At 64.1% G+C, this 25,301-nt stretch carries 25 protein-coding genes; 11 read left to right on the top strand and 14 right to left on the bottom strand.

Annotated features, from left to right (window positions below; all coding sequences use genetic code 11):
- Positions 1-21: 21 nt before the first annotated feature.
- From BMY38_RS10525 to BMY38_RS10505, 5 genes are all read right to left on the bottom strand, one after another.
- A complete protein-coding gene (locus BMY38_RS10525; protein ID WP_245737570.1) occupies positions 22-804 on the bottom strand; it encodes a segregation and condensation protein A in 783 nt (260 codons plus the stop codon).
- 37 nt (positions 805-841) lie between these two features.
- Positions 842-1,828, bottom strand: coding sequence for a glycoside hydrolase family 3 N-terminal domain-containing protein (locus tag BMY38_RS10520; RefSeq protein ID WP_092762580.1), 987 nt, complete (start codon positions 1,826-1,828; stop codon positions 842-844).
- 1 nt (position 1,829) lies between these two features.
- Positions 1,830-2,927: an SPOR domain-containing protein gene (locus BMY38_RS10515; protein ID WP_092762578.1), complete on the bottom strand. Its 1,098-nt coding sequence runs from the start codon at positions 2,925-2,927 to the stop codon at positions 1,830-1,832.
- Positions 2,928-3,087: 160 nt separating this feature from the next.
- Complete coding sequence (gene argS / locus BMY38_RS10510) at positions 3,088-4,830, bottom strand: arginine--tRNA ligase (RefSeq protein WP_092762576.1); 1,743 nt, start codon at positions 4,828-4,830, stop codon at positions 3,088-3,090.
- A 108-nt stretch (positions 4,831-4,938) separates the two neighbouring features.
- Positions 4,939-6,075: a deoxyguanosinetriphosphate triphosphohydrolase gene (locus tag BMY38_RS10505; protein ID WP_092762574.1), complete on the bottom strand. Its 1,137-nt coding sequence runs from the start codon at positions 6,073-6,075 to the stop codon at positions 4,939-4,941.
- An 80-nt stretch (positions 6,076-6,155) separates the two neighbouring features.
- Between BMY38_RS10505 and BMY38_RS10500 the strand changes: the two genes are divergently transcribed.
- Positions 6,156-6,479, top strand: coding sequence for a HesB/IscA family protein (locus BMY38_RS10500; RefSeq protein WP_092762704.1), 324 nt, complete (start codon positions 6,156-6,158; stop codon positions 6,477-6,479).
- Here BMY38_RS10500 and BMY38_RS10495 read toward each other — a convergent pair.
- From BMY38_RS10495 to ndk, 3 genes are all read right to left on the bottom strand, one after another.
- Positions 6,463-7,827 (bottom strand): MATE family efflux transporter, encoded by a 1,365-nt coding sequence (locus tag BMY38_RS10495; RefSeq protein ID WP_092762572.1) that lies wholly within the window; start codon positions 7,825-7,827, stop codon positions 6,463-6,465. The genes BMY38_RS10500 and BMY38_RS10495 overlap by 17 nt on opposite strands.
- A 63-nt stretch (positions 7,828-7,890) precedes the next feature.
- Entirely contained in the window at positions 7,891-8,364 is a 474-nt protein-coding gene (locus BMY38_RS10490; RefSeq protein WP_092762570.1) for a hypothetical protein, read from the bottom strand.
- A 103-nt stretch (positions 8,365-8,467) separates the two neighbouring features.
- A complete protein-coding gene (gene ndk / locus BMY38_RS10485) occupies positions 8,468-8,890 on the bottom strand; it encodes a nucleoside-diphosphate kinase (RefSeq protein ID WP_092762568.1) in 423 nt (140 codons plus the stop codon).
- 103 nt (positions 8,891-8,993) lie between these two features.
- Between ndk and BMY38_RS10480 the strand changes: the two genes are divergently transcribed.
- The 3 genes from BMY38_RS10480 to BMY38_RS10470 all read left to right on the top strand — a co-directional run bounded on the left by BMY38_RS10480 (position 8,994) and on the right by BMY38_RS10470 (position 12,142).
- Positions 8,994-10,844: an ABC-F family ATP-binding cassette domain-containing protein gene (locus tag BMY38_RS10480; RefSeq protein ID WP_092762703.1), complete on the top strand. Its 1,851-nt coding sequence runs from the start codon at positions 8,994-8,996 to the stop codon at positions 10,842-10,844.
- Positions 10,845-10,917: 73 nt separating this feature from the next.
- The gene (locus BMY38_RS10475; RefSeq protein ID WP_092762566.1) at positions 10,918-11,526 is read left to right on the top strand and encodes a MarC family protein; all 609 of its coding nucleotides are present in this window, start codon (positions 10,918-10,920) and stop codon (positions 11,524-11,526) included.
- A 28-nt stretch (positions 11,527-11,554) separates the two neighbouring features.
- Positions 11,555-12,142 carry a retropepsin-like aspartic protease family protein gene (locus BMY38_RS10470; protein WP_092762564.1) on the top strand — a complete coding sequence of 196 codons (588 nt, stop codon included), beginning with the start codon at positions 11,555-11,557 and terminating at the stop codon, positions 12,140-12,142.
- A 3-nt stretch (positions 12,143-12,145) separates the two neighbouring features.
- Here BMY38_RS10470 and BMY38_RS10465 read toward each other — a convergent pair whose 3' ends face one another.
- The gene (locus tag BMY38_RS10465; RefSeq protein WP_092762562.1) at positions 12,146-12,607 is read right to left on the bottom strand and encodes a DNA polymerase III subunit chi; all 462 of its coding nucleotides are present in this window, start codon (positions 12,605-12,607) and stop codon (positions 12,146-12,148) included.
- On the bottom strand, positions 12,600-14,096 hold the full coding sequence (locus tag BMY38_RS10460) for a leucyl aminopeptidase (RefSeq protein WP_092762560.1): 1,497 nt from the start codon (positions 14,094-14,096) through the stop codon (positions 12,600-12,602). Before BMY38_RS10460 ends, BMY38_RS10465 begins: the two co-directional genes overlap by 8 nt.
- Before the next feature lie 150 nt (positions 14,097-14,246).
- Here BMY38_RS10460 and lptF point away from each other — a divergent pair, with 150 nt between their 5' ends.
- The 6 genes from lptF to rsmA are packed head-to-tail and all read left to right on the top strand — an operon-like array spanning position 14,247 to position 21,711.
- Positions 14,247-15,383, top strand: coding sequence for an LPS export ABC transporter permease LptF (gene lptF / locus BMY38_RS10455; RefSeq protein WP_092762558.1), 1,137 nt, complete (start codon positions 14,247-14,249; stop codon positions 15,381-15,383).
- A complete protein-coding gene (gene lptG / locus BMY38_RS10450) occupies positions 15,380-16,477 on the top strand; it encodes an LPS export ABC transporter permease LptG (protein ID WP_092762556.1) in 1,098 nt (365 codons plus the stop codon). Before lptF ends, lptG begins: the two co-directional genes overlap by 4 nt.
- The gene (locus BMY38_RS10445; RefSeq protein ID WP_092762554.1) at positions 16,477-18,663 is read left to right on the top strand and encodes an LPS-assembly protein LptD; all 2,187 of its coding nucleotides are present in this window, start codon (positions 16,477-16,479) and stop codon (positions 18,661-18,663) included. The genes lptG and BMY38_RS10445 overlap by 1 nt, the downstream gene beginning before the upstream one ends.
- Positions 18,664-18,674: 11 nt before the next feature.
- On the top strand, positions 18,675-19,883 hold the full coding sequence (locus BMY38_RS10440) for a peptidylprolyl isomerase (protein ID WP_175495843.1): 1,209 nt from the start codon (positions 18,675-18,677) through the stop codon (positions 19,881-19,883).
- Positions 19,864-20,847, top strand: a complete 984-nt coding sequence (gene pdxA, locus BMY38_RS10435) for a 4-hydroxythreonine-4-phosphate dehydrogenase PdxA (RefSeq protein ID WP_092762550.1) — start codon at positions 19,864-19,866, stop codon at positions 20,845-20,847. The genes BMY38_RS10440 and pdxA overlap by 20 nt, the downstream gene beginning before the upstream one ends.
- 27 nt (positions 20,848-20,874) lie before the next feature.
- On the top strand, positions 20,875-21,711 hold the full coding sequence (gene rsmA / locus BMY38_RS10430) for a 16S rRNA (adenine(1518)-N(6)/adenine(1519)-N(6))-dimethyltransferase RsmA (protein ID WP_092762548.1): 837 nt from the start codon (positions 20,875-20,877) through the stop codon (positions 21,709-21,711).
- A gap of 46 nt (positions 21,712-21,757) precedes the next feature.
- Here rsmA and BMY38_RS10425 read toward each other — a convergent pair whose 3' ends face one another.
- The 3 genes from BMY38_RS10425 to prfA all read right to left on the bottom strand — a co-directional run bounded on the left by BMY38_RS10425 (position 21,758) and on the right by prfA (position 24,547).
- Positions 21,758-22,501 (bottom strand): DUF4167 domain-containing protein, encoded by a 744-nt coding sequence (locus BMY38_RS10425; RefSeq protein ID WP_092762546.1) that lies wholly within the window; start codon positions 22,499-22,501, stop codon positions 21,758-21,760.
- Positions 22,502-22,661: 160 nt separating this feature from the next.
- The gene (prmC, locus tag BMY38_RS10420) at positions 22,662-23,495 is read right to left on the bottom strand and encodes a peptide chain release factor N(5)-glutamine methyltransferase (protein WP_092762544.1); all 834 of its coding nucleotides are present in this window, start codon (positions 23,493-23,495) and stop codon (positions 22,662-22,664) included.
- On the bottom strand, positions 23,492-24,547 hold the full coding sequence (prfA, locus tag BMY38_RS10415) for a peptide chain release factor 1 (protein WP_092762543.1): 1,056 nt from the start codon (positions 24,545-24,547) through the stop codon (positions 23,492-23,494). Before prfA ends, prmC begins: the two co-directional genes overlap by 4 nt.
- Before the next feature lie 77 nt (positions 24,548-24,624).
- Here prfA and BMY38_RS10410 point away from each other — a divergent pair, with 77 nt between their 5' ends.
- Positions 24,625-24,858: a hypothetical protein gene (locus BMY38_RS10410; RefSeq protein ID WP_092762541.1), complete on the top strand. Its 234-nt coding sequence runs from the start codon at positions 24,625-24,627 to the stop codon at positions 24,856-24,858.
- Here the strand turns inward: BMY38_RS10410 and BMY38_RS10405 are convergent.
- Positions 24,848-25,270, bottom strand: coding sequence for a DUF6314 family protein (locus tag BMY38_RS10405; RefSeq protein WP_092762539.1), 423 nt, complete (start codon positions 25,268-25,270; stop codon positions 24,848-24,850). The two genes, BMY38_RS10410 and BMY38_RS10405, sit on opposite strands and share 11 nt — an antisense overlap.
- Positions 25,271-25,301 lie beyond the last annotated feature (31 nt).

Genomic DNA, 25,301 nt, shown 5'->3' with positions numbered 1-25,301 from the left:
GTCTGGTGGTTTCGCCGTCCCTCACGCCGTCCCCCGAATTCGGATCGGTCCGAACATATCGGTCTGCTGCAATTCAAGCCGTCCGTTCTTGGCCAGTTCAAGCGTCGCGGCAAAGGTCGAGGCAGTGGCCGAGCGTCGCCGCGCCGGATCGCCGTCCCAGCCATCGGGCAAAAATGACATCAGGTCGGCCCAGTCCAGGGTTGCGCCGATCAGCGGACGCAGATGCAACAGCGCCTCCTCCATGGTAAAAACGCCGTCGCGGTCCATGACGAAGGGGCGGAAATCGTCACGCGTCCTCAGACGGGCATAACCCTGCATCAGGTCCAGCAGTGTCGCCGTCCAGACCACCTTGCGCGATCGTTCCAGCCCTTGCGGCTCGCCACGGGCAAAGACATCCCGGCCCAGCTGATCGCGGGCCATGAGTCGGGCGGCGGCAGTACGCATCGCCTCAAGTCGTTCCAGCTGAAACGCCAGATGCGCCGCCAGATCTTCGGCGCTTGGCCCTTCATCCTCGGGGTCGGGCGGCAACAGAAGGCGCGACTTCAGGAAGGCCAGCCAGGCGGCCATGACCAGATAGTCGGCCGCAAGCTCCAGCCGCAATTCCCGCGCCTTTTCGACGAAAACCAGATATTGCCGGGCCAGTTGCAGGACCGAGATCGTGCGCAGGTCGACCTTCTGCGTCCGCGCCAGCGTCAGCAAAAGGTCCAGCGGCCCCTCGAACCCATCGACATCGACGATCAGCGCCTCGGCGGCCAGACGTTCGGCAACCGTGTCCGGATCGGGGTCACGGACCGGGCCTTCGATGAAGTCGTCTGCAAGTTCGTCGGCCACGCGCGTCCCCTCAGGACATGAGGGCGTCAAGTTCCGCATGGGCTGCCTTGATGTCAAGCTCGACCGGGGCAGCACGCATCGACAGGGCGCGGTCGGCGCGGGTCTGACCCACATCCGACAGGCAAGGCGTGTTTTCCGCCACCGCCGCCATGTCGTCCCATTCGCCGTTGCAATGCAGGATCACGTCACACCCCGCCGCGATCGACGCCTTGCACCGGCTGGCCATGTCACCCGGCAGTGCCGCCATGCTAATATCGTCGGTCATCAGAAGGCCGTCAAACCCGATGCCACCGCGCACTTCAGCGATAACAGCGGCGGAAATCGTGCCGGGGGCGGTGTCGATATCGGAATAGACGACATGTGCCGACATTCCCAACGGCAGGTCGTTCAGTCGGCGGAAGACCTCGAAATCCGTGACCCGCAGGTCTTCACAGGAGGTATCGACACGCGGCAGGCCCAGATGGCTGTCGACATTGGCCCGCCCGTGCCCCGGAATATGCTTCATCACCGGCAGAACGCCCCCCTGAAGGCAGCCTTCGGCGTTGGCGCGCGCGCGCGCTGAAACGGTTTCGACGCTATCTCCATAGAGCCGGGACAACAGGAAGGGATGCGTAGTTTCGGTTGCGATATCGGCGGTCGGCGTACAGTTCACGTCGATGCCGACGTTGTGCAATTCGCGCGCGATCAGCGTGGCGCGCAGGAACATCGCGCGCTCCGGGTCCGAAGCCCTGCACATCTGCGTCAGAGGTCGGGACCAGCGCGTCCAGAACGGCGGGCCGAGGCGTTGAACGCGTCCGCCTTCCTGATCGATCAGGATCGGGGCATCGCGGCCCAGGGCGTCGCGGAGGGATGCCGTCAGGGCGCGCAACCGATCCGGGGTATCGACATTGCGGGCGAACAGGATGAAGCCCCAGGGGTCGCAGTCTCGGAAAAATGCGGCCTCCCTGGTGCTTAGGTCGGGGCCTTCACACCCAAGGATAAAGGCCCCGGCGGGCATGTCAGCGGACAGTGACGGGGATGCAGGCGGCGTCTTTCGCCAGCAATTCGGCACAGAACCGGCGCGCGTCCGAACTGTCGTCGAACCCGACAACGCGCAGCCGCCAGAAATCGCGTCCTCCCGAGTTGGCCTTCTGGATCATCCGACCCTTGCCGACCATGTAGGCGCGAAAACGACCTTCCAGTCGGTCCCATTCGCTGCGCGCGACGCTCTCGCTGCCAAAAGCACCGAGTTGTACGACGCGCGTGCCCGGCTTGACGGTGGACGGGTCGACATCCCGCGAGGACACGACCGGGGCCGGAGCCGAAGCCGGAACAGAGGTTTCGATAGACGCGACGCGCGTGCCTTCCGACTGCGCCGGGGCCTCGGTCGGGACCGTGGCGGGACCGTTGCGCAGGGCAGCAGGTCGCTGACCGGCGGGACGCTGGCGGGGGCGCGACGACTGGGAGATGCCGGATGCTTTTGCTGACACAACAGCGGCCACGGGCTCGGAGGGTGCGGTCGTGACAGCCGGTGTCACAACAACCTGCTCGACCGGTGCGCTCGCCCCGACAAGCACCTGATCCTCATCGGCCTCGACCGAGGCCAGTTCAAGACTTTCCAGTTGCTCGGGCAAGTCGATCTCAGCCGTCTGACCATGGGGCACCTTTGCCGGGGTCACCTGTGGCTCGTCGGCCTCGGATGTCGCAACGGCAGCCGCGTATGCCACACTCTGTGAAGCTTCGGCGGTGGCCATACGCTCAGCCAGGGCCGGCGCGTTCAGCGTGACGGGCGGCGGGGCCAGCACGATCTGGTCCGGGGCCGGGGCCGCCACGCCACCGGACGTGATGTCGGACAGGGCCATACCCTGAAACGGGGCAACTGTGCCGCCTGGGTCTTTCGGGGCCACGCGCATCGGACCCTCCAGTGCCGCGATGACGGGCACGCCCGACACATCGCGGAACGTCAGGTCGATGGCCCAGACCGCCATTCCGGCTGTCAGCCCCAACGAGGTCAGCGCCCCGGCCCAGTTCGCAAAGCCGAAATTGCGCACGGCCTCCATAACGCGAGAAGGCTCTTCCGCGCCGTAGTCGGCGCCGTAATAGTCGAAATCCGCCATGTGCCTGCCCTCCACCTTCCGACGCGGCGTTGCCCCGGAGGTTGTGTGTCACTGCCATCAAGATCCGGCTGCTACCCGAATCTCATCTCACCGATGGACGCGGGGTTGACCCCGCTGTCCGCCTCTCAATCGCCTGCGACGCTCAGCCCTTTCAGGGTCTTCAGCGCATTTCATTCGCAGGTTCGACGCCCAGAATACCCAGACCAGCCGCAATTACAACGGCCACGGACCGGGCCAGTGCGATCTTTGCGCGACTGACATTGGCGTCATCTTGCAGGAATCGCAGTGACGGATCGTCATTGCCGCGATTCCAGTGACCATGCAGCGCGGACGCCAGTTCATATAAATAGAAGGCCACACGGTGCGGCTCGTGGGTGCGCGCGGCGATCTCGACCAGCCGGGGCCATTCCGCCACCTTGGCCGCCAACGCCTGTTCAGCTTCGTGGCGAAGATGTGACAGGTCGGCGGATATGAGCGCAGCATCGGACACGTCCATCCCCGACTCGGTTGCCTTTCGCAGCACCGAACATACGCGGGCGTGGGCATACTGGACATAGAAGACCGGGTTGTCCTTCGACTGTTCCAGCACCTTGTCGATGTCGAAATCCAGCGGCGCGTCGTTCTTGCGGGTCAGCATGACGAATCGGGTGACGTCCCGACCGACCATGTCGACCACGTCCGCCAGCGTCACGAACGTCCCTGCCCGCTTGGACATCTTCAGCTGCTCGCCACCGCGGGTCAGCTTCACCAGTTGCGTCAGCTTGATATCCAGCGGCACGCGCCCGTCGGTCAGCGCCGCGACCGCCGCCTTCATCCGTTTGACATAGCCGCCATGATCCGCCCCGAACACGTCGATCAGCGCGTCGAACCCGCGCTGCGTCTTGTCGTAATGATACGCGATGTCGGGCGCGAAATACGTCCAGCCACCATCGGATTTCCGGATCGGACGGTCGACGTCGTCACCGTAGTCGGTCGATCTGAACAGCGTCTGCTCCCGCGGCTCCCAGTCTTCGGGCAACTTTCCCTTGGGCGGCTCCAGAGTGCCGCGATAGATCAGGCCCTTGGCGTCCAGCGCGGCGATCGCGGCTTCGATCTGTCCGGTGCCATAAAGCGCCTTCTCGGACGAGAACACGTCCATCTCGACGCCCAACAGCGCCAGATCGGCGCGGATCAGCGTCATCATGGCATCGGTCGAGAATTCACGGACTTCGGCCAGCCAGACCTGTTCGTCCTTGTCTACATAGGCGTCGCCAACCTTGGCCTTGAGCGCCTCGCCCACTTCGATCAGGTAGTCGCCCGGATATGTGCCTTCGGGCCAATCCACGCTGAGATCATGCGCCTCAAGATACCGATTATAGACCGAGCGTGCCAGCACATCGACCTGCGCACCCGCATCATTGATGTAGTATTCACTGGTGACGTCATGGCCCGAAAATGCCAGTAGAGAAGCCAGCGCATCGCCGAATACCGCGCCCCGTGTGTGCCCGACGTGCAGCGGCCCGGTCGGGTTGGCGCTGACGTATTCGACATTGACCCGCGCGCCATTTCCCATGTTCGACCGCCCGAAAGCCGTGCCCTGCGCCAGCACCTCGCCCACGATCTGCATCCAGACCGACGGATCCAGCCGGATATTCAGGAACCCCGGTCCCGCCACCTCGGCACTGGCCACGCGGGGGTCGGCGGTCAGCCGTGTGGCCAGATTACCGGCGATATCGCGCGGCTTCATTCCCGCCGGTTTCGCCAGCACCATCGCCGCATTGGTCGCCATGTCGCCATGCGCCGCATCGCGCGGCGGCTCCACCGTGACGTTCGCGGTATCAAGGCCGTCGGGCAGGATGCCGTCGCGCGTCATCGCGGACAGGGTGTCGATGGTCAGGGCACGAATATCGGAAAACAGGTTCATTGCAGTCGGTCCTAGCGGGGTTCCGCCCCTTTACCGCCGCTTGCGGCCGTTCTCAATGGTCGGGGCGAATCCGCAAAACTTCGCCCATGTTCCCGTGGTTCTTCGCGCTCAGCCGATCAGCGTTTCATGACTTTGCAATGCGAACCGATCCGTCATGCCGGCGATGTAATCGGACACGATGCGGGCCAGCGCGCTTTCGTCGTCGGCTTCCTCCACGTCCTTGCGCCATTGCTTGGGCAGATCGTCCGTATGCGCCATGAACCACGGGAAGAGGTCGTCGACCACCTGCGTCACCTGTTCGCGCATCGCAATAACCGTTGGCGCGCGATACATCCGTTCGAACAGAAATGCGCGGATGACCTTCAGGTCGGACCAGAGCGCGGGCGAGAACTGCACCATCATCCGACCCGCCGCACGGATATCTTCGGGCGATTGCGGTGCCAGATCGCGAAGGTTGCCTTCGGTCACGCGGATCACATCCTCGACCAGGACACCGAAGAACCGGCGCAGGGCTTCATGTCTGCGGCGATAGTAGTTCAGACCGGGATACTTGATATCCACCTCGGCAAAACAATCCCGCAGGATCGGCAGTTCGGCCAGATCGTCGGTTGAAAACAGCTCCGCCCGCAACCCGTCGTGCAGGTCGTGGTTGTTATAGGCGATGTCATCGGACAGGGCGGCGACCTGTGCTTCGGCGCTTGCATGCGTGTGCAATTCCAGATCGTGCAGCGCGTCGTATTCGACCAGCGCCCATGGAACAGGGTCCAGCACGGGACCGTTGTGCTTGGCGATGCCCTCAAGCGTTTCCCATGTCAGGTTCAACCCGTCCCATTCGGCATAATGCCGCTCCAACCGTGTGACGATCCGCACGGCCTGCGCGTTGTGATCGAAGCCGCCATAGGGCGTCATAAGCCGGTTCAGCGCCTCCTCTCCGGTATGACCGAACGGCGTGTGGCCAAGATCGTGGGCCAGCGCCACGCCCTCGGTCAGTTCCATGTTCAGACCAAGGTGCTTGCTGATCGTGCGTGCCACCTGCGCCACTTCGATCGAATGCGTCAGGCGGGTGCGGAAGTAATCGCCCTCATGTTCGATGAAGACCTGCGTCTTGTGCTTGAGCCGCCGGAACGCGCTGGCATGGATGATCCGGTCGCGATCCCGCTGAAACGGCGAGCGGAATGTGCTTTCCTCCTCGGGATACAGCCGCCCGCGGGTGCGGGCAGGATCGCAGGCAAAGGCAACTGTCACAAAGGGCTCACTTGGCAGGGAAGGTTGGCGACCATATATCTATCGCATAACGGATGCACAGCCCCGAGGCCAAGATGGACCTGTCCCTTCCCCCCCGCGTCACCCCCCGCGCTTTCGAGCGTCTGTCCGAAATCGGTGCAGGCGGTCAGGGCAAGGCCCTTCGCGTCGCGGTCGAGGGTGGCGGATGTTCCGGGTTCCAGTATCAGATCGAGTTGGATGACATTGCCGAAGGCGATACGGTGCTGGAGGGCGCGGGCGAAAAGGTCGTGGTAGACGAAGTGTCCCTGCCCTTTCTCGGCGGTGCGACCATCGACTTTACCGAAGAACTGATCGGCGCGCGGTTCACGATCCAGAACCCGAATGCCTCCAGCAGTTGCGGCTGCGGCGTCAGCTTCTCGATGTAGCCAGATCCGGTCGCGTGATCCGTACGAAGCGGGTCATCAGCGCCACGGTTGCCGCCGCCAGCCCGACGACCAGACCCAGCCAGATACCATCCGGTCCCAGCCCCAGCGGAAAGCCCAGCAGATAGCTGGCCGGTATACCCAGCACCCAATAGGACACGATCGCATAAATCATCGGCCGCCGCGTATCCTGCACCCCGCGCAGGAACCCCAGCGCCATGACCTGCCCCGCGTCCACAAGCTGGAACAGTGCCGCCAGCACCAGAAGATGCGTCCCCAGCGTCAGGATCGCGGCGGCATCCGGGTCGGTCGGGTCGACGAAATTCGATACAATCCATTCGCCAAAACCCAGATACATCACCAGCGACAGCGCCACGGCGATGCCCGACAGAAGGCCCGCCGCAATGGCCGCATGCCGCAAGGCGCCCGCGTCCCCCATGCCCCAGGCCCGCCCGACCCGCACCGTGGCCGCGGACGACAGGCCCAGATGGACCATGAAGGTCAAAGCCGCGATCTGGATCGCCACACCATGCGCGGCCAGCGGAACCGTCCCCAGCCAACCCATCATCAGGGCCGATCCGGTGAACAGGCCGGATTCGGACAGATGCGTCAGACCGATGGGCCAGCCCAGCCGAAATATCTCGCCGAAGGCGGGCCAGTCGGGTCGGTGGATGTTCCGCAGCAGATCGAACCGCGCCATGTCCGGACCACGCGTCGCATAAAGCGCCAGCACCAGCGTCGTCAGCACATGCACCGCTACCGAAGCCAGCGCCGCCCCGCGCAAACCCATTTCAGGAAAGCCCAGGTTCCCGAAAATCAACAGCCAGTTCAGCGCGATATTCAGCCCGGCGGCCACCAGCGTCGCGACAAGAACAATCCGGGTGCGTTCCAGCGCGCTCAGGTGGCTGCGGAACGTGGCGGTCAACAAAGCCGGGATCATGCCGAAACCTGCCACGCGCAGATAGCTTTGGGCGTCCGCCGCGACCGAAGCCCTCTGCCCCAGCGCCAGCAGGATCGGTTCGGAAAATATCATCAGGGGTGCCATTGCAAGGCCCGTCGCCAACGACAGCCACAGCCCCATTCGCGCAATCCTGCGCACCCGCACCTCGTCGTCCCTGGCCAGTGCGATGGCCGCCATGGGCATGCAGGCCACGGCAAAACCCGACCCCAGCACGAACATCGCGAAAAAGAACGACGTGCTGAGGGTCGATGCCGCCAATGCCGCGACCGAATAGCGCCCCAGCATCAATGTGTCGGTCAAGCCGATCAGAATCTGCGCCAGCTGGCTGCCGACAAGCGGCAGACCCAGAATCAACGTACGCCGCAGATGAAGTGAAAGCCGGTCTGACATGCCCAGCCGCTACGCCGACGCGAGCGGCGCGGCAATCCCTGCAAGGGCAGAACCGGGTTTGCCCTAGGCGTCCAGTCTGTCCTGCGCGTCGTTCACATTCACAACAAGACGTGCGCGCTGCCGTTCCAACACGTCGCGAATGCGCGGCTCGGCGGCGGCCTCGATGCCGTCGGCGATCAGGTCCAGCAGACGCGTGCCATCCTTGACGACATCGGGCAACCCGCCTTTCGACAGCAACGATCGGACTCCTTCGATCAGTCCGCCACCCTCGGCGGGCAGACTTCCGCGGGAAATCAGAAGGGCCGATATGTCCTCTTCCAAAGCGCGCAAGGAATCGTGCCAAGCCAAAAGTATCTCAACGTCTTCAGCGGGCTGGCCCTGGATATCGATGTGATCCAGCGCCGCCTCGCATGTCGACAGCAGGTGGCGCAACGCGTCGGACTGACGGTCGGGGCGACTGATATCGTCATTTTCAACGGTTTCGGTCGCTACCATGTGATTTGCCGCCATTTGCGGGGGCGTCGCCGGGTTTTTCATAAAAGACCCTCCTGACCGGACAAACAACCGGGCCATCCTCAGGGTTCCGCACATCAAAAAAGGCGTCCCGAAGGACGCCTCGTTATCAGGTGACAGCGTTGTATCAGCCGACCAGTTCGAGACCGGAAAAGAAGAACGCGATCTCTTGCGCGGCGGTCTCGGGCGCGTCGGACCCGTGAACCGAATTTTCGCCGATCGACAGCGCGTAGTCTTTGCGGATCGTGCCCGCATCTGCATCGGCCGGATTGGTCGCGCCCATGACGTCGCGGTTCTTGGCGATGGCATTTTCACCTTCCAGAACCTGCACCACGATGGGTTCGGAGACCATGAATTCGGTCAGCTCACCAAAGAACGGACGATCCTTGTGGACGCCGTAGAATTCCTGAGCCTGGGCCAGTGACAACTGAATACGCTTGGAGGCAACGACGCGCAGGCCCGCCTCTTCGAACCTGGCGGTGATCGCGCCGGTCAGGTTGCGCCGGGTGGCATCGGGTTTGATGATCGAGAAGGTGCGTTCGAGGGCCATGTCGGTCTCCGGTCAGGTTACGTTTGGCGGGCCTCTAGCAGCGTCGCAGACCAAAGGAAACCGGGTGTTGACGGCGGGCGTCGCAGCCGCCATGGCACCGCCCATGCTACAAATCACCGACCTCAACTATTCCGTCGCCGGACGGCCCCTGTTCGAAGGCGCCAGCGCCACCATTCCCGAAGGTCACAAGGTCGGCCTGGTGGGACGCAACGGCACGGGCAAAACGACGCTTTTCCGTCTGATCCGGGGCCAACTGGCCCTGGACTCCGGCGACATGTCCCTTCCGTCCCGCGCCCGCATTGGCGGCGTCGCGCAGGAGGTGCCGTCGTCCGATGCCACCGTGTTACAGACCGTTCTGGATGCCGATACCGAACGTGCCGCGTTGATGGCCGAAGCGGAGACCGCCACGGACGCGCATCGTATCGCCGAGGTTCAGGCCCGCCTGCAGGACATCGACGCCTGGTCCGGCGAGGCGCGTGCATCCAGCATTCTCAAAGGTTTGGGCTTCGAAGTTCATGAACAGTCGCGACCTTGTTCGGATTATTCCGGCGGCTGGCGGATGCGTGTCGCCCTGGCGGGCGTGCTGTTCGCGCAGCCCGATCTGTTGCTCCTGGACGAACCGACGAACTATCTCGACCTTGAAGGCGCATTGTGGCTGGAAAGCTATCTTGCCAAGTATCCGCATACTGTCATCATCATCAGCCACGACCGCGAGTTGCTGAACCGTGCGGTGGGCGGCATCCTGCATCTTGAAGACAAGAAACTGACTTACTATACAGGAACTTACGATCAGTTTGTCCGCGCCCGCGCCGAGAAACGCGCAGGTCAGGCAGCCGAGGCATCCAAGCAGGCGGCGCGGCGGGCGCATCTGCAAAGCTTCGTGGACCGTTTCAAGGCGAAGGCCAGCAAGGCGAAACAGGCGCAGAGCCGGGTCAAGATGCTGGAAAAGATGGAGACCATCCGGGCGCCCGAGGACGCCGCGCGGACTGTGTTCACTTTCCCCCAACCCGAAGAAATGTCGCCGCCGATCCTGCGGCTGGATGCGGCAGCTGTCGGGTACGGCGGCGACCCAGTGTTGCAGCGCCTTAATGTTCGAATAGATCAAGATGATCGCATCGCGCTGCTGGGTCGGAACGGTGAAGGAAAATCCACGCTTTCCAAGTTGTTGTCAGACAGACTTAAGACGTCTGATGGCAAGCGCATCGCGTCGAAGAAGTTGCGGATCGGCTATTTCGCGCAACACCAAGTGGACGAGCTTTTCGTTGACGAGACGCCCCTCGAACACCTCAAGCGCGAACGCCCTGACGATGCCCCACCCAAGCTGCGCGCGCGGCTGGCCGGATTCGGGCTGGGTGTCGATCAGGCGGAGACTGTGGTGGCCAAGCTGTCGGGGGGGCAGAAGGCCAGGTTGTCGTTGCTTCTGGCCACGCTGGACGCGCCGCACATGCTGATCCTGGACGAGCCGACGAACCACCTGGATATCGAGAGCCGCGAAGCGCTGGTAGATGCTTTGACGGCCTATACGGGCGCAGTGGTTCTGGTCAGCCACGACATGCATCTGCTGAGCCTTGTTGCGGACCGTTTGTGGCTGGTCAAAGGCGGCACTGTCGGCCCGTATGAGGGCGATCTGGAGCAGTATCGCAAGCTGCTTTTGCAGGGTGAAGACAAGCCTGCAAAGCCTGGACGCGAAAAGGAAAAATCAAAACCCGTCAGCCGTGACAAGCTGATGGAACTGCGGTCCGAGTCGCGGCGCGCGGAGGAGCGGGTGAAGAAGATCGAGGACATGCGCGACAAGCTGGCCAAGAAGCTGGCCGACCCGTCGCTCTACGAGGAAGGCCGCAAGGGTGAGCTGGAGACCTGGAACAAGAAATATGCCGAGGTGATGCAGGCATCTGACCGGGCCGAAGCGATCTGGATGACGGCGATGGAAACCCTCGAAAAAGCGCAGAAATAACCCTGTCACCCCCCGTGCACCCCCTGTACACCCCCTGTACAGACACTCGTGCACGGGACCCAAGGCGCTTCCCATGACCCTGACCGAAGCCATCACCGCCTTCACGGCGCTGTTCGTCGTCATCGACCCGATCGGTCTGGCCCCGATCTTCGTCGCGATGACGGCGGGCATGACGCCGCAGCTGCGCCGGGCCATCGCCATCCGCGCCTGCGTGATCGCCGCCGGTCTTCTGATTGCCTTCGCGCTTCTGGGAGAGTCGATCCTGACCTTCCTCGGTATCTCGATGCCAGCGTTCCGTATTGCCGGTGGCCTGCTGCTGTTCCTCACGGCGCTGGAGATGCTGTTCGAAAAGCGTCAGCCCAAGCGCGAGGGTCGCGCGGACGAGCCGACGAGCGACCCGTCGGTCTTCCCCCTTGCCCTGCCGCTGATTGCCGGACCGGGTGCGATCGCGACGATGATCCTGTTGACCGACAATGCCAGCACCCTGGGGTCGGTGCAGGCAATCGGGGTCATGCTGGTCGTGATCGCGGTGGTGTTCGGGTTCTTTCTGCTGGCCACGCCCCTCGAACGGCTGCTTGGCCACACCGGAACGAATGTCGTGACGCGCCTGTTGGGAATGCTGCTGGCGGCGCTGTCGGTTCAGTTCGTTCTGGACGGCCTGAGCGATCTTCCGGGCTGGTAAGTCGCGCCGTCTTGCCTAGATTAACGTCATGACCGGAAATGACACCGCCTATCTGATTTACCTTTCTCTGTTCGGGCTTGTCATCGGCGGGTCCTATTTCATCGCGAACCGGCACCGATTGGGTCAGGTCGCGCAGCAGGCGGCGGTCTGGTTCCTCATCTTCCTGGCTGCCGCGCTTATTTTCGGCAACTGGGACCGGGTGCAGCAGACCCTGATGCCATCGCAAACCTATCTCTCGGGCGAGGCAGGCACGATCGTGGACGTGCCGTTGGGGCGCGACGGGCATTACTACATGACGCTGGGTGTGAACGGTCAACCGATCGACTTCGTGGTCGACACCGGGGCCAGTGACATCGTGCTGTCCCGCGACGACGCGGTGGCGGTCGGGATCAATCTGGATGGGCTGCAATATTTCGGTCAGGCGATGACGGCGAACGGCACGATCCGCACCGCACAGGTCTTTCTGGACGAGGTGACACTGGGCGATACCGTCAATACCAATGTGCGTGCCATCGTCGGCGAAGGCGACCTGGGGGTCAGCCTGCTGGGCATGTCGTACCTGCAGACCTTCGGCAAGATCGAGATCGAGGGCAATCGGCTGCGATTGATCCGCTAGGGCTTAGCCGGGGACATTTTTCGTCGCCATTTCCACCCATTTCCCCGATTCCTCGGACCAGTAGCGCGCGGCGCAGCCTGCGTCGGTCAGCGCCTTCCATTGGCTTCGCGCCCGTGACAGCGCCTCGCCGTCGGTGCCGTCGAACAGGATGCAGGTGCGCTGCATCTGCGTGACTTCATCGGGCGCGACCTCGGCTCCGTCGACCGCCATCAGGCAGTCGGGGGCATTGTCCGCAGCACCCAGCGTCAGCAGGACGGGCTGGCGCGCATCATGCGGCCCGCCCGCCCGACCATGCGGAAGGAAGCCGTCGCCCAGCCACAGCCGTTCGTCCAGCCACTCCAGCCGCCCGGCATCGCCGCCGCGCACGGCCACGCGCCACGATTGCGCCAGCGACCGGGTCAGCAGATTGGCCAGCGTCGCATCCACGGCAGTGCGGGTCAGATGGTAGAAATAGGCCTCACCCATCGGTGGAGTCGGCCTCCGGCTTCGGCTCGAACCTGTCGCGGATCAACCGGTCGAGAGCGCGGACACCCCAGCCGGTCGCGCCCGCCGGGGCCAGCGCCGTGCCACCCGAGACGGAGGCGACGCCCGCGATGTCGAGGTGGATCCACGGGGTGTCGTCCCGCACGAACCGTAGCAGGAACTGTGCCGCCGTAATCGACCCCGCGGGGCGACCGCCGATGTTCTTCATGTCGGCCACGCGCGATTTCAGCAGCTTGTCGTAGGCGTCGCCCAGCGGCATCCGCCACGCGCCTTCGCCGGTGTCTTTCGCCGCCTTCAAGAATGCATCGCAGAGCGTGTCGTTGTTTGAGAATACGCCCGCGTTTTCGTGGCCCAGACCGACGACGATGGCCCCGGTCAGGGTGGCGAGATCGATCATGCCCGTCGGCTGAAACCGCTCCTGCGCATACCACATCACATCGCACAGCACGAGGCGGCCTTCGGCGTCGGTGTTGATGATCTCGACCGTATCGCCCTTCATCGAGGCAACGACATCGCCGGGGCGGGTTGCGCGCCCGTCGGGCATGTTCTCGACCAGACCGACCAGCGCCACGACGTTGGCGCGCGCCTTGCGTCTGGCCAGCGTGTGCATGACGCCCGCGACGGTGCCGGCCCCGCCCATGTCCATCGTCATGTCCTCCATGCCCGCAGAGGGTTTGATGCTGATGCCGCCGGTATCGAAGACCACGCCCTTGCCGATCAGGGCGAAGGGTTTCTCGTCAGCCCCGCCGTTCCATTCCATCACCACGACCTTGGAGGGCGACTCCGACCCCTGCCCCACCGCCAGAAGTGTGCGCATGCCAAGCTTTTCGAGGTCGGCCTCCTCCAGCACCTCGACCTTGACGCCGAGGTCGGTGAGGGCCTCCAGCCGGGTGGCGAACTCCGCGGTGGTCAGGACATTCGCCGGTTCGTTCACCAGATCGCGGGTGAAGAATACGCCTTCCGCGACGGCACGGGCATCGGCGAAGGCGGTTTCGGCCTCATCGGGCCTGGAGGTCATCACGGTGACGGCGGCGGCGGGGCTTTTCTTGTCGCCGGTCTTGTGGTCGCTGAAGTCATAGCCGCGCAGGGTCGCGCCCAGCACGGCGTCGGTCAGGCGGCGCAGCGTGCCGCCAAGGATCAGCAGATCGCGCGAGCCGCGCAGTTTGGCGACCGCGGCCCCGGCGCCCATCGCCTTCATCATATGCGGGCGACGGTCGAGTTTGGCGATGGCGACGGTCGTGGCCGCGACCCCGGCCGGAAAGCCGAGGTCCAGCACGTCGCCTGCGTCCAGTTTATCGAAGGCCGGGCTGTCGACCGCCCGTTTCACGGCCCCCTTGGTCAGCCGGTTCAGACGCCGCGCCTCGACCCCCAGCGTCCCGTCGGTGGCGACGAAACAGGCGATTACACCGTCGAACGCGGCCAAGGCGTCCAGATCGGTTTCGACAAAGCGGACGGGGGCGGGTGCGGTCATGGGATGCTCCGGGAAAGTGTGATTTCGCGCGACCCTAAACGGGGGGTTGGCGACTTTCCAGACACGCGCCGTAATCTGGGGTTTGATGCCAGCGCCAAGCCCGCTAGGAAGGGTCAAATGAGCCCGGAGAACGTTCCGGGAGGGGGATGATTGGGCCTGTTCGACAGATACCTTTCGGGACAGTTGCTGATGTATTTCGGTTTCTTCAGCCTGGTGCTGGTAGCGGTCTATTGGGTCAACCGGGCAATCGGGCTGTTCGACCAGCTGATCGCGGGCGGGTCGAACATTCTGACCTTCCTGGAGTTTACAGCGCTGGCCCTGCCTAACGTGATCATGGCGGTGCTGCCGGTATCGGCACTGGTGGCCACGCTCTACGGGATCAACCGGCTGGCGGCGGAGTCAGAAATGGTGGTGGCGCAGACGACCGGCTTGTCGCCCTGGCGGCTGGCGCGCCCGGTGCTGATCTTCGGCTTCGTCGTCGCGCTGATGGTCAGCGTACTGGCGCATGTGCTGACCCCGGCGTCGCGCAGCGCACTGGCGGTGCGGGGTGCGCAACTGTCGCAGGATGTGACCGCGCGGTTCCTGAAGGAGGGCGAGTTCATCCATCCCGGCGCGGGCATCACCGTCTATGTCCGCGAGATCACGCAGCGGGGCGAACTTCTGGGCCTGTTCCTTCAGGATCGTCGCAGCCCCGAGGTGCGCACGTCCTACACCGCCGAACGCGCCATTCTGGTCCGTGCCGACCCGGACGTGGGCGGAGGCACGCGGTTGGTGATGTTCGACGGCATGGCCCAGACCCTGCAAACCGTGGACCGCAATCTGGTGACCACGACGTTCAACGATTTCGCCTATGATCTGGCGGGGCTGGCCGGATCCGCCGCCGCAAGGACGCGCGATCCGCGCGAATTGTCGACGCCCGAGCTGCTGCGGGCCGACGCCACGACGCAGGAATTGACGGGTGTGGATGTGGCGAAATTGCAGTACGAAGGTCATCTCAGGATATCCGAGGCCCTCTTCGCCTTTGCCCTGCCGTTGATGGCGCTTGGGTTCCTGATGTTGGGCGGCTATTCGCGGCTGGGGTTGTGGCGCCAGATTCTGGCGGCGGTCGTGGCGGCCATCATACTGAAAATGCTGGGCAACATCGCCGAAACCGCCGCCCGCGGCCAGGTCGGGGGGTGGTGGCTGACCTATGTGCCTTCGCTGATGACGCTGGCCCTGGGGGCGGGGCTGATCTGGCGCAGTACATTCGGGCCGCTGCGTCTGCGCCGGACCGGGGGGGGCGCATGATCCTGCAGATGTATCTGGCGCGCCGGTTCCTGTGGCTGGTGTTCATCGTGACGCTGGTATTCACCGGCCTGCTTCTGCCCATCGACCTGATGGAGCAGTTGCGCCGTCTGGACGGGCGCGGCGGAGATGTAGGGGACGGCTTGCGGCTGGCGGCGCTGAACCTGCCGGCAGCACTCTATCAGATCCTGCCGTTGATCGTGATCCTGTCGACGCTGGCACTGTTCCTGTCGCTGGCGCGGTCGTCCGAAATGGTGGTGATCCGGGCCGCGGGCCGCTCGGCGATGCGGGCAGCCTTCGCGCCGGTCATGGCCGCGTTCGTTCTGGGCATTGCCGCACTGGTGACCGTAAATCCCATCGTCGCCGCGACGCAGGGCGTCTATGAACGGGAGATCGCGCGGTGGCGCACCGGGATCAGCAGCGTGATGTCGATCAGCGAGGAGGGCGTCTGGCTGCGGCAGGGCGACGGCACCGGCCAGACGGTGATCCGCGCGCAGCGGTCGTCGCTGGACGGGACCCTGCTCTATGATGTGACGTTCCTGTCGTTCGATGCGAATGGCACGCCGGTCGAACGGATCGAGGCGGCGCAGGCCGAACTGACCGACGGAGAATGGTTGCTGGCGGACGCGAAGATGTGGCCGCTCAGCCAGTCCGAAAACCCCGAGCGCGACTCGCGCGCCGTGGCCATAGCCACGATCCCGTCATCGCTGACCCGCGATCAGATCCGCGACAGTTTCGGCGTGCCGTCGTCGATCCCGATCTTTCAGTTGCCGGGGTTCATACGTCAACTTGACGCCGCCGGCTTCTCGGGGCGCACGCACCGCATCTGGTTGCAGATGGAATTGGCGAACCCGCTGATGCTGGCAGCCATGGTCCTGATCGGGGCGGCGTTTTCGATGCGTCAGGTCCGGGCCGGGCGGTCGGGAATAATGGTGCTGACGGCGCTTCTTCTGGGGTTCGGGGTTTTCTTTCTGCGCAACTTCGCTCAGGTGCTGAGCGAGAACGGGCAGCTTCCCGTGGTGCTGGCCGCGTGGTCGCCGCCGATTGCCGCGATCCTGCTGTCCGCAGGTATCATTCTGCGTCTGGAGGACGGGTGATGCGTCTGATTATCGCGCTGTTGGCCCGCCTGATGGGTGGCACCTGCCTGATTGTCTCTTCGGGTCCCGCCTTTGCGCAGACGTCCATCGCGGCGGCCGATGCCGCGCAGCAGGTGGCTCCGGCAACGCTGGTGGCGGACAGCGTCGAGTTCGACGCCGGGAAACTGGTCGCGGAAGGTAACGTCGAGATTTATTTTGACGGGCGCATCCTGCGCGCGACGCGCGTGACCTATCTGCGGGCCGAGGACCGGGTCATCGTCGATGGGCCGTTGACCCTGCTGGACGGGCCGGACACGATTCTGGTCGCGGACTTCGCATCGCTGGCGTCGGATCTGCGCAATTCGGTCCTGCAGGGGGCACGTCTGGTTCTGGATCAACGCCTGCAGATCGCCGCGTCCGAAATCGCAACCGATGCCGAGGGGCGATATACGCAGCTTTATCAGACCGTCGCGTCGTCCTGTCAGGTCTGCGTCGGCAGTCCTGTGCCGCTCTGGCAGATAAGGGCGCGGCGCATCGTCCACGACAAGGAAAAACAGCAGCTTTATTTCGAAGGTGCCCGGTTCGAGGTTATCGGCGTGCCCATCGCCTGGTTCCCGCGTCTGCGCCTGCCCGATCCGACGCAGGAACGGACGACCGGTTTGCTGACCCCCCGGCTGACCTCGGACGATTTGCTGGGCACCGGCCTTTCACTGCCCTATTTCATCGAACTGGGGCCATCGCGCGATCTGACGCTGACGCCGTTCATCACGAACACCGAAACGCGCAGCCTGGGCTTCCGATATCGCCAGGCATTCGACAACGGCGACATCGAGGTGAACGGGGCGCTGTCCAGCGATATGATCCGACCGGGGGAAACGCGGGGGTATATCTTCGCCGAAGGAAACTTTTCGCTGCCCCGCGATTACCGGCTGACATTCAGTATCGAGGCGGTCAGCGACAAGGATTATCTGGCAACCTATGGTATCGGCCAGCAGGATCTTCTGGAAAGCAGCATCGCCATCACGCGGGTCGACCGCGAGGACCGGTTTCTGGCCGAAGTGATTGCTTTCAATACGTTGCGCGACGGTGAAAACAACCGATTCCAGCCGACGCCGGTCTTTACCATCGAACGGCAGCGGCGCGTCCCCGAGAGTTTTCTGGGCGGTCAGACCGTCTGGACGCTGCAGGCGCATGCCCGCAACCGCGACGCGAGCACGGTTCCTGCGGGCATGCCTGCCAATTCTGCGCGCGATACGCTGCGCCTGTCGGCGGGCGTGGATTGGAAGCGCAGTCGCATCTTCGACTCGGGACTTGTTACGACGGCCCTGGGCGGGCTGAATCTGGATGCCTATAATGTGCAGCAGGACCCGTTTTTCCCGAATACGACCTTCCTGCGTGCCGTGCCCTATGCGGGTCTGGAGTTGCGTTTGCCGATGGCGCGAGCCGAGGCGGGCGGCGTGCGCCACGTGATCGAGCCGATCGCACAGGTAATCCTGGCACCGAACGATCGCCGCCTGACACCCAACGAGGACAGCCTCACCCCCGAATTCGATGAGGGAAACCTGTTTTCGCCGTCACGGTTCGCGGGTCGGGACCAGCGGGAATTGGGCAACAGGTTGAATATCGGCGTCAGCTATACCCGCTACGACCCGTCCGGCTGGACGGTCGGGGCGACGGCGGGACGGATATGGCGACAGGACGATCTGGGTCAATTCCGGCAGGGCACGGGGCTTGCGGGAACGGCCTCGGACTGGCTGCTGGCGTTCAAGGCGGATTCTGGCGACGGACTTCAGCTGATGCAGCGGTCGCTGCTTTCGGACGGTCTGGAGTTTTCCCGCTCCGAAACCATTCTGCGCTGGAACGGCGAGCGGCACGCGCTGGAGACGCGCTATACCTGGCTGGAGGCGGACGCCGGGGCGGGCCGACCGACAGCTACATCGGAATGGGCGGTGGATGCGTCGCGCGATCTGGGCCGTGACTGGACGGGGCGGGTAAACTGGCGATATGACTTCATCACGAACGACGCCAGCAGCGCCGGTCTGGGACTGACCTATCTGTCGGATTGCCTGACGGTCGATTTTGATGTGGAGCGACGCTTCACATCGACGACCACGCTGCAATCATCGACCAGTTTCGGACTGGGTATAGAACTGGCAGGCTTCGGAGCGGACGACCGGCGCGACCGAAAACGGCGCTGCGGAATATGAGAGGGCGGGCAATGACACGATTTCTGGCGACACTGACGGTGGCCATCACGCTGGGGCTGGCCGGATTGGCAACGCCGGGCGCGGCGCAACAACCGTTCGCGGCTGCGGCGACCGTCAACGGACAGGCAATCACCAACTTTCAGGTGCAGCAGCGCGCCCGTTTTTTCGGACTGTTGCGGGCACCGAATGCCGATGCTCAAGGGGCGACCGACGTGTTGATCGACGAGGCGTTGCAGGTGCAGGCCGCCAGAGCCGCGGGCGTGGAGCTGACCGCCGAGGACCTGGATGCCGGGCTGGTTGAATTCGCCGGCCGGGCGAACCTGAGCCCCGATGCGTTCATCGCGGCCCTGGAGCAGGAGGGCGTTGCCGCAGAGACATTCCGCGATTTCGTGCGAAACGGGCTGTATTGGCGCAATCTGGTGCAGGAAAGGTTCGGGCCGCAGTCGCGACCGAACGAAGCCGAAGTCCGGCGCACGCTGGCCCGTGGCGGGGCCGCCAATGTCCGGGTTCTGCTGTCGGAAATCGCACTTCCGCTGACACCTGAAAATCAGGCCGAACAGGCAGCGCTGGCACAACGGCTGTCCGATACGATATCCGGTCAGGCCGCGTTCGAGCAGGCGGCTCGCACCTATTCCAAGTCGAACTCGGCCCGCTCAGGCGGACGGATCGACTATGTCGACCTGAATGCACTGGCCCCGCCGATCGCCAGTCAGGTGCTGACGCTTGCACCCGGCGAGATTTCGGACCCGGTGAACCTCGGCTCATTTATCGGGCTGTTCATCCTGCGCGGTCTGGACGATTCTCCGGTCAACGCGCCGACGGCCCTGAGCGTCGATTATGCCGAATACCTGATCCCCGGGGGCCGCACGGCGGAAACACTTGGCATCGCCGCGCAGTTGCAGGACCGGATCGACGCCTGCGACGACCTTTACGGTGTTCTGCCGAACGCCGGACAGGGGCAATTGACGCGCCAGACCGTGCCGACCTCCAGCCTGGCCAGCGATCTGCGGCAGGAGTTGGCCAAGCTGGATGAGGGCGAAGTCTCGACCCTTCTGACGCGCGACGGGTTCCTGCGCTTCATCATGATGTGCGGTCGCGAAGTCGAAGCCGACGATGAGGCATTTACCCGGCTGGGCCAGCGATTGCTGAATCAGCGGTTGGGCAGCTATGCCGACGGTTTGCTGGCGGAACTGCGCGCCGATGCCATCATCACGCGCTGACACCCGGCCACTGGCGATCACTTGCGGGGAACCTTCGGGCATCGGTCCCGAAGTCATAGCCAAGGCGCGGACTGAAATTTCAGATGTGCCGTTCTTCGTGATCGGGAACCCCGACCATTTTGCGGGGTTCGGCGCCCTGATGCGTCTGATCAACGACCCGTCCGAAGCGGGAAACGATGCGCTTTGCATCCTGCCCCATGACGTTCCCGGCCCTGCGCGCCCCGGCTGGCCCGACAGGCAACAGGCGGCGGGGGTGATTTCCGCCATCGCGCGGGCCGTCGATCTGGCCCTGGGCGGCAGGGTATCTGGTGTCGTGACCGCGCCGATTCACAAGAAGGCGTTGAAGGATGGGGCGGATTTTCCGCATCCGGGGCATACCGAATACCTGGCCGCACTGGCCGGTAACGTCGATGTCGTGATGATGCTGGCCTGCCCCGCGTTGCGCGTCGTGCCCGCCACCATCCATATCGCGCTGGACCGGGTATCGACGGAGTTGACGCCCGATGTTCTGGAGACGGTGCTGCGCGTCACCCATGCGGGCCTGCGCCGGGATTTCGGCATCGCCGCGCCCCGCATCGCGGTGGCCGGATTGAACCCGCACGCGGGCGAAGGCGGCACCATGGGACGGCAGGAGGTCGAGTGGATCGCCGATCTGGTCGCGCGGCTGGCCCCCGAACTGGGCTGTTTCGGCCCCCTGCCCGCCGACACGATGTTTCACGCGGGCGCACGAGCCGGATACGACGCGGCGGTGGCGATGTATCACGATCAGGCGCTGATCCCGATCAAGACCATCGATTTCGCGGGCGGCGTGAACGTCACGCTGGGTTTGCCGTTCATCCGCACCTCGCCCGATCATGGCACCGCCTTCGACATCGCCGGGCGCGGCGTAGCCGATCCGACGTCGATCATCGCGGCAATCCGGATGGCGTGGGACATGGGACAACTCCGGAACGCCTTGGCCTGAGGCCCCGCCCCCGCTAAGGCGAGTAGCATGAGCCAGATCGATACCCTGCCGCCGTTGCGCGACGTCATAAATGCGCATGATTTGCGCGCCAAGAAATCCCTGGGCCAGAATTTCCTGCTGGACCTGAACCTCACGGCGCGGATCGCACGTGTCGCCGGGTCGCTGGAAGGCGTCGATGTACTGGAGGTCGGACCCGGTCCCGGTGGTCTGACACGTGGATTGCTGGCCGAGGGGGCAAGGCATGTTCTGGCCGTGGAAAAGGACGCGCGGTGTCTGCCCGCCCTGGCCCAGATCGAAGCCGCCTGCCCCGGTCGCCTGACCGTTGTGAACGCGGACGCGCTGAAGCTGGACGCAAGCGATCATCTGAGTACGCCGTGGCGGATCATTTCGAACCTGCCGTATAATGTCGGGACGGAATTGCTGGTGCGCTGGCTGACGCCCGCCAGCTGGCCACCGCCGTGGCAAAGCCTGACGCTGATGTTCCAGAAGGAAGTGGCCGAACGCATCGTCGCCGCGCCGGGGTCCAAGGCCTACGGGCGGCTGGCGATTCTGGCGCAATGGCGCTGCGACGTGCGCATCGCGATGACGCTGCCGCCCGAGGCGTTCACACCGCCCCCCAAGATCCATTCAGCGGTGGTGCATTTCACAGCCTTGCCTGCGCCGCGGTTTCCAGCGGATGCGGCGGTTCTGGAACGGGTTGTCGCCAAGGGCTTCAACCAGCGGCGCAAGATGCTGCGCGCCGCGTTGAAGGGGCTGGTGCCGGATGTGGAAGATCGTCTGGTCGCGGCAGGGATCAAGCCCACCGACCGGGCCGAGCAGATACCGCTGGAGGCCTGGTGCGCCCTGGCCCGCGAAATCGCCTGAGCTGACACAAGGGGCCGGAGACCCCTTGTGCATTTTCAGGCCGGTATCAGCTGTCCGCAGCCGGTTCGCTGGATGTGTCTTCCACCTTGGCCGGGGCCTTCTTGCGCACGCGGGTGCGTTTGGGCTTGTCGGCGGGCGGCGCATCGGCGCGGTTTTCAGGCGTCTCGACCGGCCCGTTATCGACCTCGGGCGCGTCGATTACGTCGACGGTCTGTGCACGTTTACTGCTCCGCGTCGGGGTGTCGGGCTGTGATGCTTCGACCGGTTGTCTGGCGTCACCACCCTGATCGTTGCCCTGATCGTTGCGGGTGTCGTTGCGATTATCGCGACGACGGTTACCGCCCTGATTGCCGCCCTGACCGGAATTGTCCTGACCGCCGCCCTGCTGGTTGGGGTTCTGGTTATTCTGGTTGTTGTTATTGTTCTGCTGACCATTCTGGTTGCCATTCTGCTGGCCCCCGGTCTGGTTGCTGTTCTGCTGGTTGTTGTTCGGCTGATTGCTGCTGTTCTGCTGGTTATTCTGCTGGCGGGCCTCCAGCTCCTTCTGGGCGGCGGCAAGCAACCGGGTGTAGTGCTCGGCATGCTGCTGGAAGTTCTCGACGGCGACGCGGTCGCCGGATAGCTGCGCATCCCGGGCCAACTGGTTGTATTTCTCGATGACCTGCGCGGGCGTTCCGCGCACCTTGCCCTCGGGGCCGGAGCTGTCGAACGTCCGATTGATGATATTGCCGCCGCCCTGAGGGTTGCGACTACGGTTCTTGTTCCGCGAACGGGACTTGCTGCTTCTCATGCGTGGTGTATTCCGCTGATCGTTGCCGTGGACCCTGCCCGTCTCATGCGGGTCGCGGGGTCCGGAGATGGTCGGGCGTCGCATCCGGGGCACGTCTTACCGTGTCAACCGCCGATGCTCTGTAGGTTATGGGTGTGTCAGGCCGCACATACAAGCTGATTTATTGCCCATTGCCCGGTTTTTCTGCCGAAACCACCCGATCCTTGCCGTTGAGGTCGCATTTTACCGCCACGTTGGTCAATCCGGCCTTGTGAAACAGGGCCGAAACATCATCTGCCTGCGTCGCGCCGGTTTCTACCAGAAGGCGACCGCCGGAGGTAAGGTGCGCCGATGCGTCGCGGGCGATGATGCGATAGGCGTCCAATCCATCGCCGCCGGGCGTCAGGGCGAGGTGCGGCTCGTGCAGGACTTCGGGCGACAGGTCGGCCATTTCCGAAGCGGCGATATAGGGCGGGTTGGAGACGATGAGATCGAAGGTACCTTCGACCGATGCCAGCCAGTCGGAGTTGAGGAAGGTCACGCGATCGGCGACGCCGACCATCGCCGCATTCTGTGCCGCAACTTTCAGAGCGTCATCCGAGATGTCGGTGCCCAGCCCGGCCGCTTCGGTCTGTTCGTAAAGAAGCGACAGCAGGATGCAGCCGGACCCGGTGCCAAGGTCGAGGACGTTCGTGAACTTCGTCTGCAATGCAGCCTCGATCAGCGTTTCAGTGTCGGGACGCGGGTCAAGTACGTCGGCATTGACGATGAAATCATGCATCCAGAAGGCGCGCCGTCCGGTGATATGCGATACCGGTTCGCGGCGAAGGCGACGCCGGATCGCCCGTTCATAGGCATCCGCGATATCGGGCGGCATGGTGTCGCCGCTGCCCACCGCATCCTCGGCCACGGCAAGAAACAGCGCGGAGGCGTCACGCGCCGGGTCGGGGATGCCGACCAGTTCCATCCGCTGACGGGCGGAGTGCATGGCGCGGGCAACGTCGGTTTCGTTCATGTTCCCATCTCGGCCATCAACTGCGCCTGAAGATCGGCGGTCAGGGCGTCGATGACATCGTCCAGATCGCCCTGCATCACGGCGTCGAGCTTATAGAGTGTCAGGTTGATCCGGTGGTCGGTCATGCGGCCCTGTGGAAAATTATAGGTGCGGATGCGTTCGCTGCGGTCGCCCGACCCGACCTGTGCCTTCCGGTCTGCGGACCGTTCGGCATCGACCGCCGCCCGCTGCGCCTCATAGAGCCGTGCGCGCAGCACATTCATCGCGATCTCGCGGTTGCGGTGCTGGGATTTCTCGCTGCTGGTCACGACGATGCCGGTCGGCAGGTGCGTGATGCGCACGGCAGAATCGGTGGTGTTGACGTGCTGCCCGCCGGCCCCGGATGCGCGCATCGTGTCGATACGGATATCGGTGGCCGGGATGTCGATATCGACCTCCTCCGCCTCGGGCAGGACGGCGACGGTCGCGGCAGAGGTATGGATGCGCCCGCCGGATTCGGTCGAGGGTACGCGCTGAACCCGGTGGACCCCGGATTCAAACTTGAGGCGCGCGAAGACGTTCTCGCCCTCGATCCGGGCCGTCAGTTCCTTGATGCCACCCAGATCGGTTTCCTGCCGTTCAATCATCTCGACCCGCCAGCCGCGTCCTTCGGCATAGCGGCGATACATGGTTTCCAGATCCGCGGCGAAGAGCGACGCCTCGTCGCCGCCAGTGCCGGGCCGGATTTCCAGGATCGCGGGCCGCGCGTCGGCGGCATCTTTGGGCAGCAGCGCAAGCTGCAACTGCGCCTGCCCCGCTGCAAGTGCGGCCTCGAGTTCCGGCAGTTCGGCCTGCGCCAGTTCGGCCATTTCAGCGTCGGCCAGCATGGCGCGGGCCTCGTCGATCTGACGTTCCAGCAGGCGATGCGCGCGAACCTGTTCGGCAATCGGCTTCACATCGGAATATTCACGCGTCAGGTCGGCGATCTCCGATGCCTCGGGCCCTGCATTCAGGCGCGCTTCGAGATATTCGAAGCGCGACAGGATCTGGTCGAGGCGGTCGGACGGGATCATGCGCGCGTGATGCGGGGCAGATCGGATTTGGTCAAGGGCACCTGGAATGTTAGCATATTCGGCAGGAGGTATTGCCGATGCGCCGTGTTGTCCTGTTTCTATGTCTTTCCGCCCTTCCTGCGGCGGCCCAGGATCTTTATCCCCCGATGCCCGGTGTCGACTGTTATTGCACCGACACGACCGGCGGGCGGGTCGAAATGGGGGTCGAAGCCTGTCTTACCGTGGGGGGCCGAAGTTTCATGGCGCTTTGCGATATGTCGTTGAACGTGTCGATCTGGCGGGACACGGGGCGAGACTGCATCAGTAGTTGAGGCGGGAATACCGCGTCAGGGCGCGGTAGTCCTTGCGCGGCCCGATGACATGCCAGCGTACCGACCAGCGTGGCCAGAGCGTGAAATCATACGTCAGGCAATATGTATCGGGCGCGCAGTCGTGCGTCGCGGCAGGGCGCGGTCCGGGTCCGATGACATGGAATGGGCGCGCATCGGCGAAGGCCACCGCGATGGCATTGTCCTGCGCCTGCCAGAGTGTCGTTCGGTTGCCCGACACCGGGGCCATGGCGCCAATGGTCAGCGACCCGATCTCATCGCAGCGAAGACCAGTTGCGTCCGGGGACCAGTCCGCCGTGCCGCTGAACCGGGCCGTCGTGCCATCGGCGTGACGGATCACCCGCGCGACCTGCCACTTGCCCGACAATTGGGCCAGACGATCAGCCGGGGTCATGGCAGCTTCCTTGCGGTGAGAACCTCTGCAC

Origin of the sequence: Jannaschia helgolandensis, from assembly GCF_900109285.1 — a bacterium.
Classification (GTDB): domain Bacteria; phylum Pseudomonadota; class Alphaproteobacteria; order Rhodobacterales; family Rhodobacteraceae; genus Jannaschia; species Jannaschia helgolandensis.
The sequence above is the reverse complement of the archived record's forward strand: the minus strand, read 5'-3'. Positions and strand labels throughout refer to the sequence as shown.

Coding starts and splice junctions, on each gene's coding strand:
- BMY38_RS10520 (WP_092762580.1), bottom strand. CDS start 1,828: ATGCCCGCCGGGGCCTTTATCCTTGGGTGTGAAGGCCCCGACCTAAGC.
- BMY38_RS10515 (WP_092762578.1), bottom strand. CDS start 2,927: ATGGCGGATTTCGACTATTACGGCGCCGACTACGGCGCGGAAGAGCCT.
- argS (WP_092762576.1), bottom strand. CDS start 4,830: ATGAACCTGTTTTCCGATATTCGTGCCCTGACCATCGACACCCTGTCC.
- BMY38_RS10495 (WP_092762572.1), bottom strand. CDS start 7,827: ATGTCAGACCGGCTTTCACTTCATCTGCGGCGTACGTTGATTCTGGGT.
- BMY38_RS10490 (WP_092762570.1), bottom strand. CDS start 8,364: ATGAAAAACCCGGCGACGCCCCCGCAAATGGCGGCAAATCACATGGTA.
- ndk (WP_092762568.1), bottom strand. CDS start 8,890: ATGGCCCTCGAACGCACCTTCTCGATCATCAAACCCGATGCCACCCGG.
- BMY38_RS10480 (WP_092762703.1), top strand. CDS start 8,994: ATGCTACAAATCACCGACCTCAACTATTCCGTCGCCGGACGGCCCCTG.
- BMY38_RS10475 (WP_092762566.1), top strand. CDS start 10,918: ATGACCCTGACCGAAGCCATCACCGCCTTCACGGCGCTGTTCGTCGTC.
- BMY38_RS10470 (WP_092762564.1), top strand. CDS start 11,555: ATGACCGGAAATGACACCGCCTATCTGATTTACCTTTCTCTGTTCGGG.
- BMY38_RS10465 (WP_092762562.1), bottom strand. CDS start 12,607: ATGGGTGAGGCCTATTTCTACCATCTGACCCGCACTGCCGTGGATGCG.
- BMY38_RS10460 (WP_092762560.1), bottom strand. CDS start 14,096: ATGACCGCACCCGCCCCCGTCCGCTTTGTCGAAACCGATCTGGACGCC.
- lptG (WP_092762556.1), top strand. CDS start 15,380: ATGATCCTGCAGATGTATCTGGCGCGCCGGTTCCTGTGGCTGGTGTTC.
- BMY38_RS10445 (WP_092762554.1), top strand. CDS start 16,477: ATGCGTCTGATTATCGCGCTGTTGGCCCGCCTGATGGGTGGCACCTGC.
- BMY38_RS10440 (WP_175495843.1), top strand. CDS start 18,675: ATGACACGATTTCTGGCGACACTGACGGTGGCCATCACGCTGGGGCTG.
- pdxA (WP_092762550.1), top strand. CDS start 19,864: ATGCCATCATCACGCGCTGACACCCGGCCACTGGCGATCACTTGCGGG.
- rsmA (WP_092762548.1), top strand. CDS start 20,875: ATGAGCCAGATCGATACCCTGCCGCCGTTGCGCGACGTCATAAATGCG.
- BMY38_RS10425 (WP_092762546.1), bottom strand. CDS start 22,501: ATGAGAAGCAGCAAGTCCCGTTCGCGGAACAAGAACCGTAGTCGCAAC.
- prmC (WP_092762544.1), bottom strand. CDS start 23,495: ATGAACGAAACCGACGTTGCCCGCGCCATGCACTCCGCCCGTCAGCGG.
- prfA (WP_092762543.1), bottom strand. CDS start 24,547: ATGATCCCGTCCGACCGCCTCGACCAGATCCTGTCGCGCTTCGAATAT.
- BMY38_RS10410 (WP_092762541.1), top strand. CDS start 24,625: ATGCGCCGTGTTGTCCTGTTTCTATGTCTTTCCGCCCTTCCTGCGGCG.
- BMY38_RS10405 (WP_092762539.1), bottom strand. CDS start 25,270: ATGACCCCGGCTGATCGTCTGGCCCAATTGTCGGGCAAGTGGCAGGTC.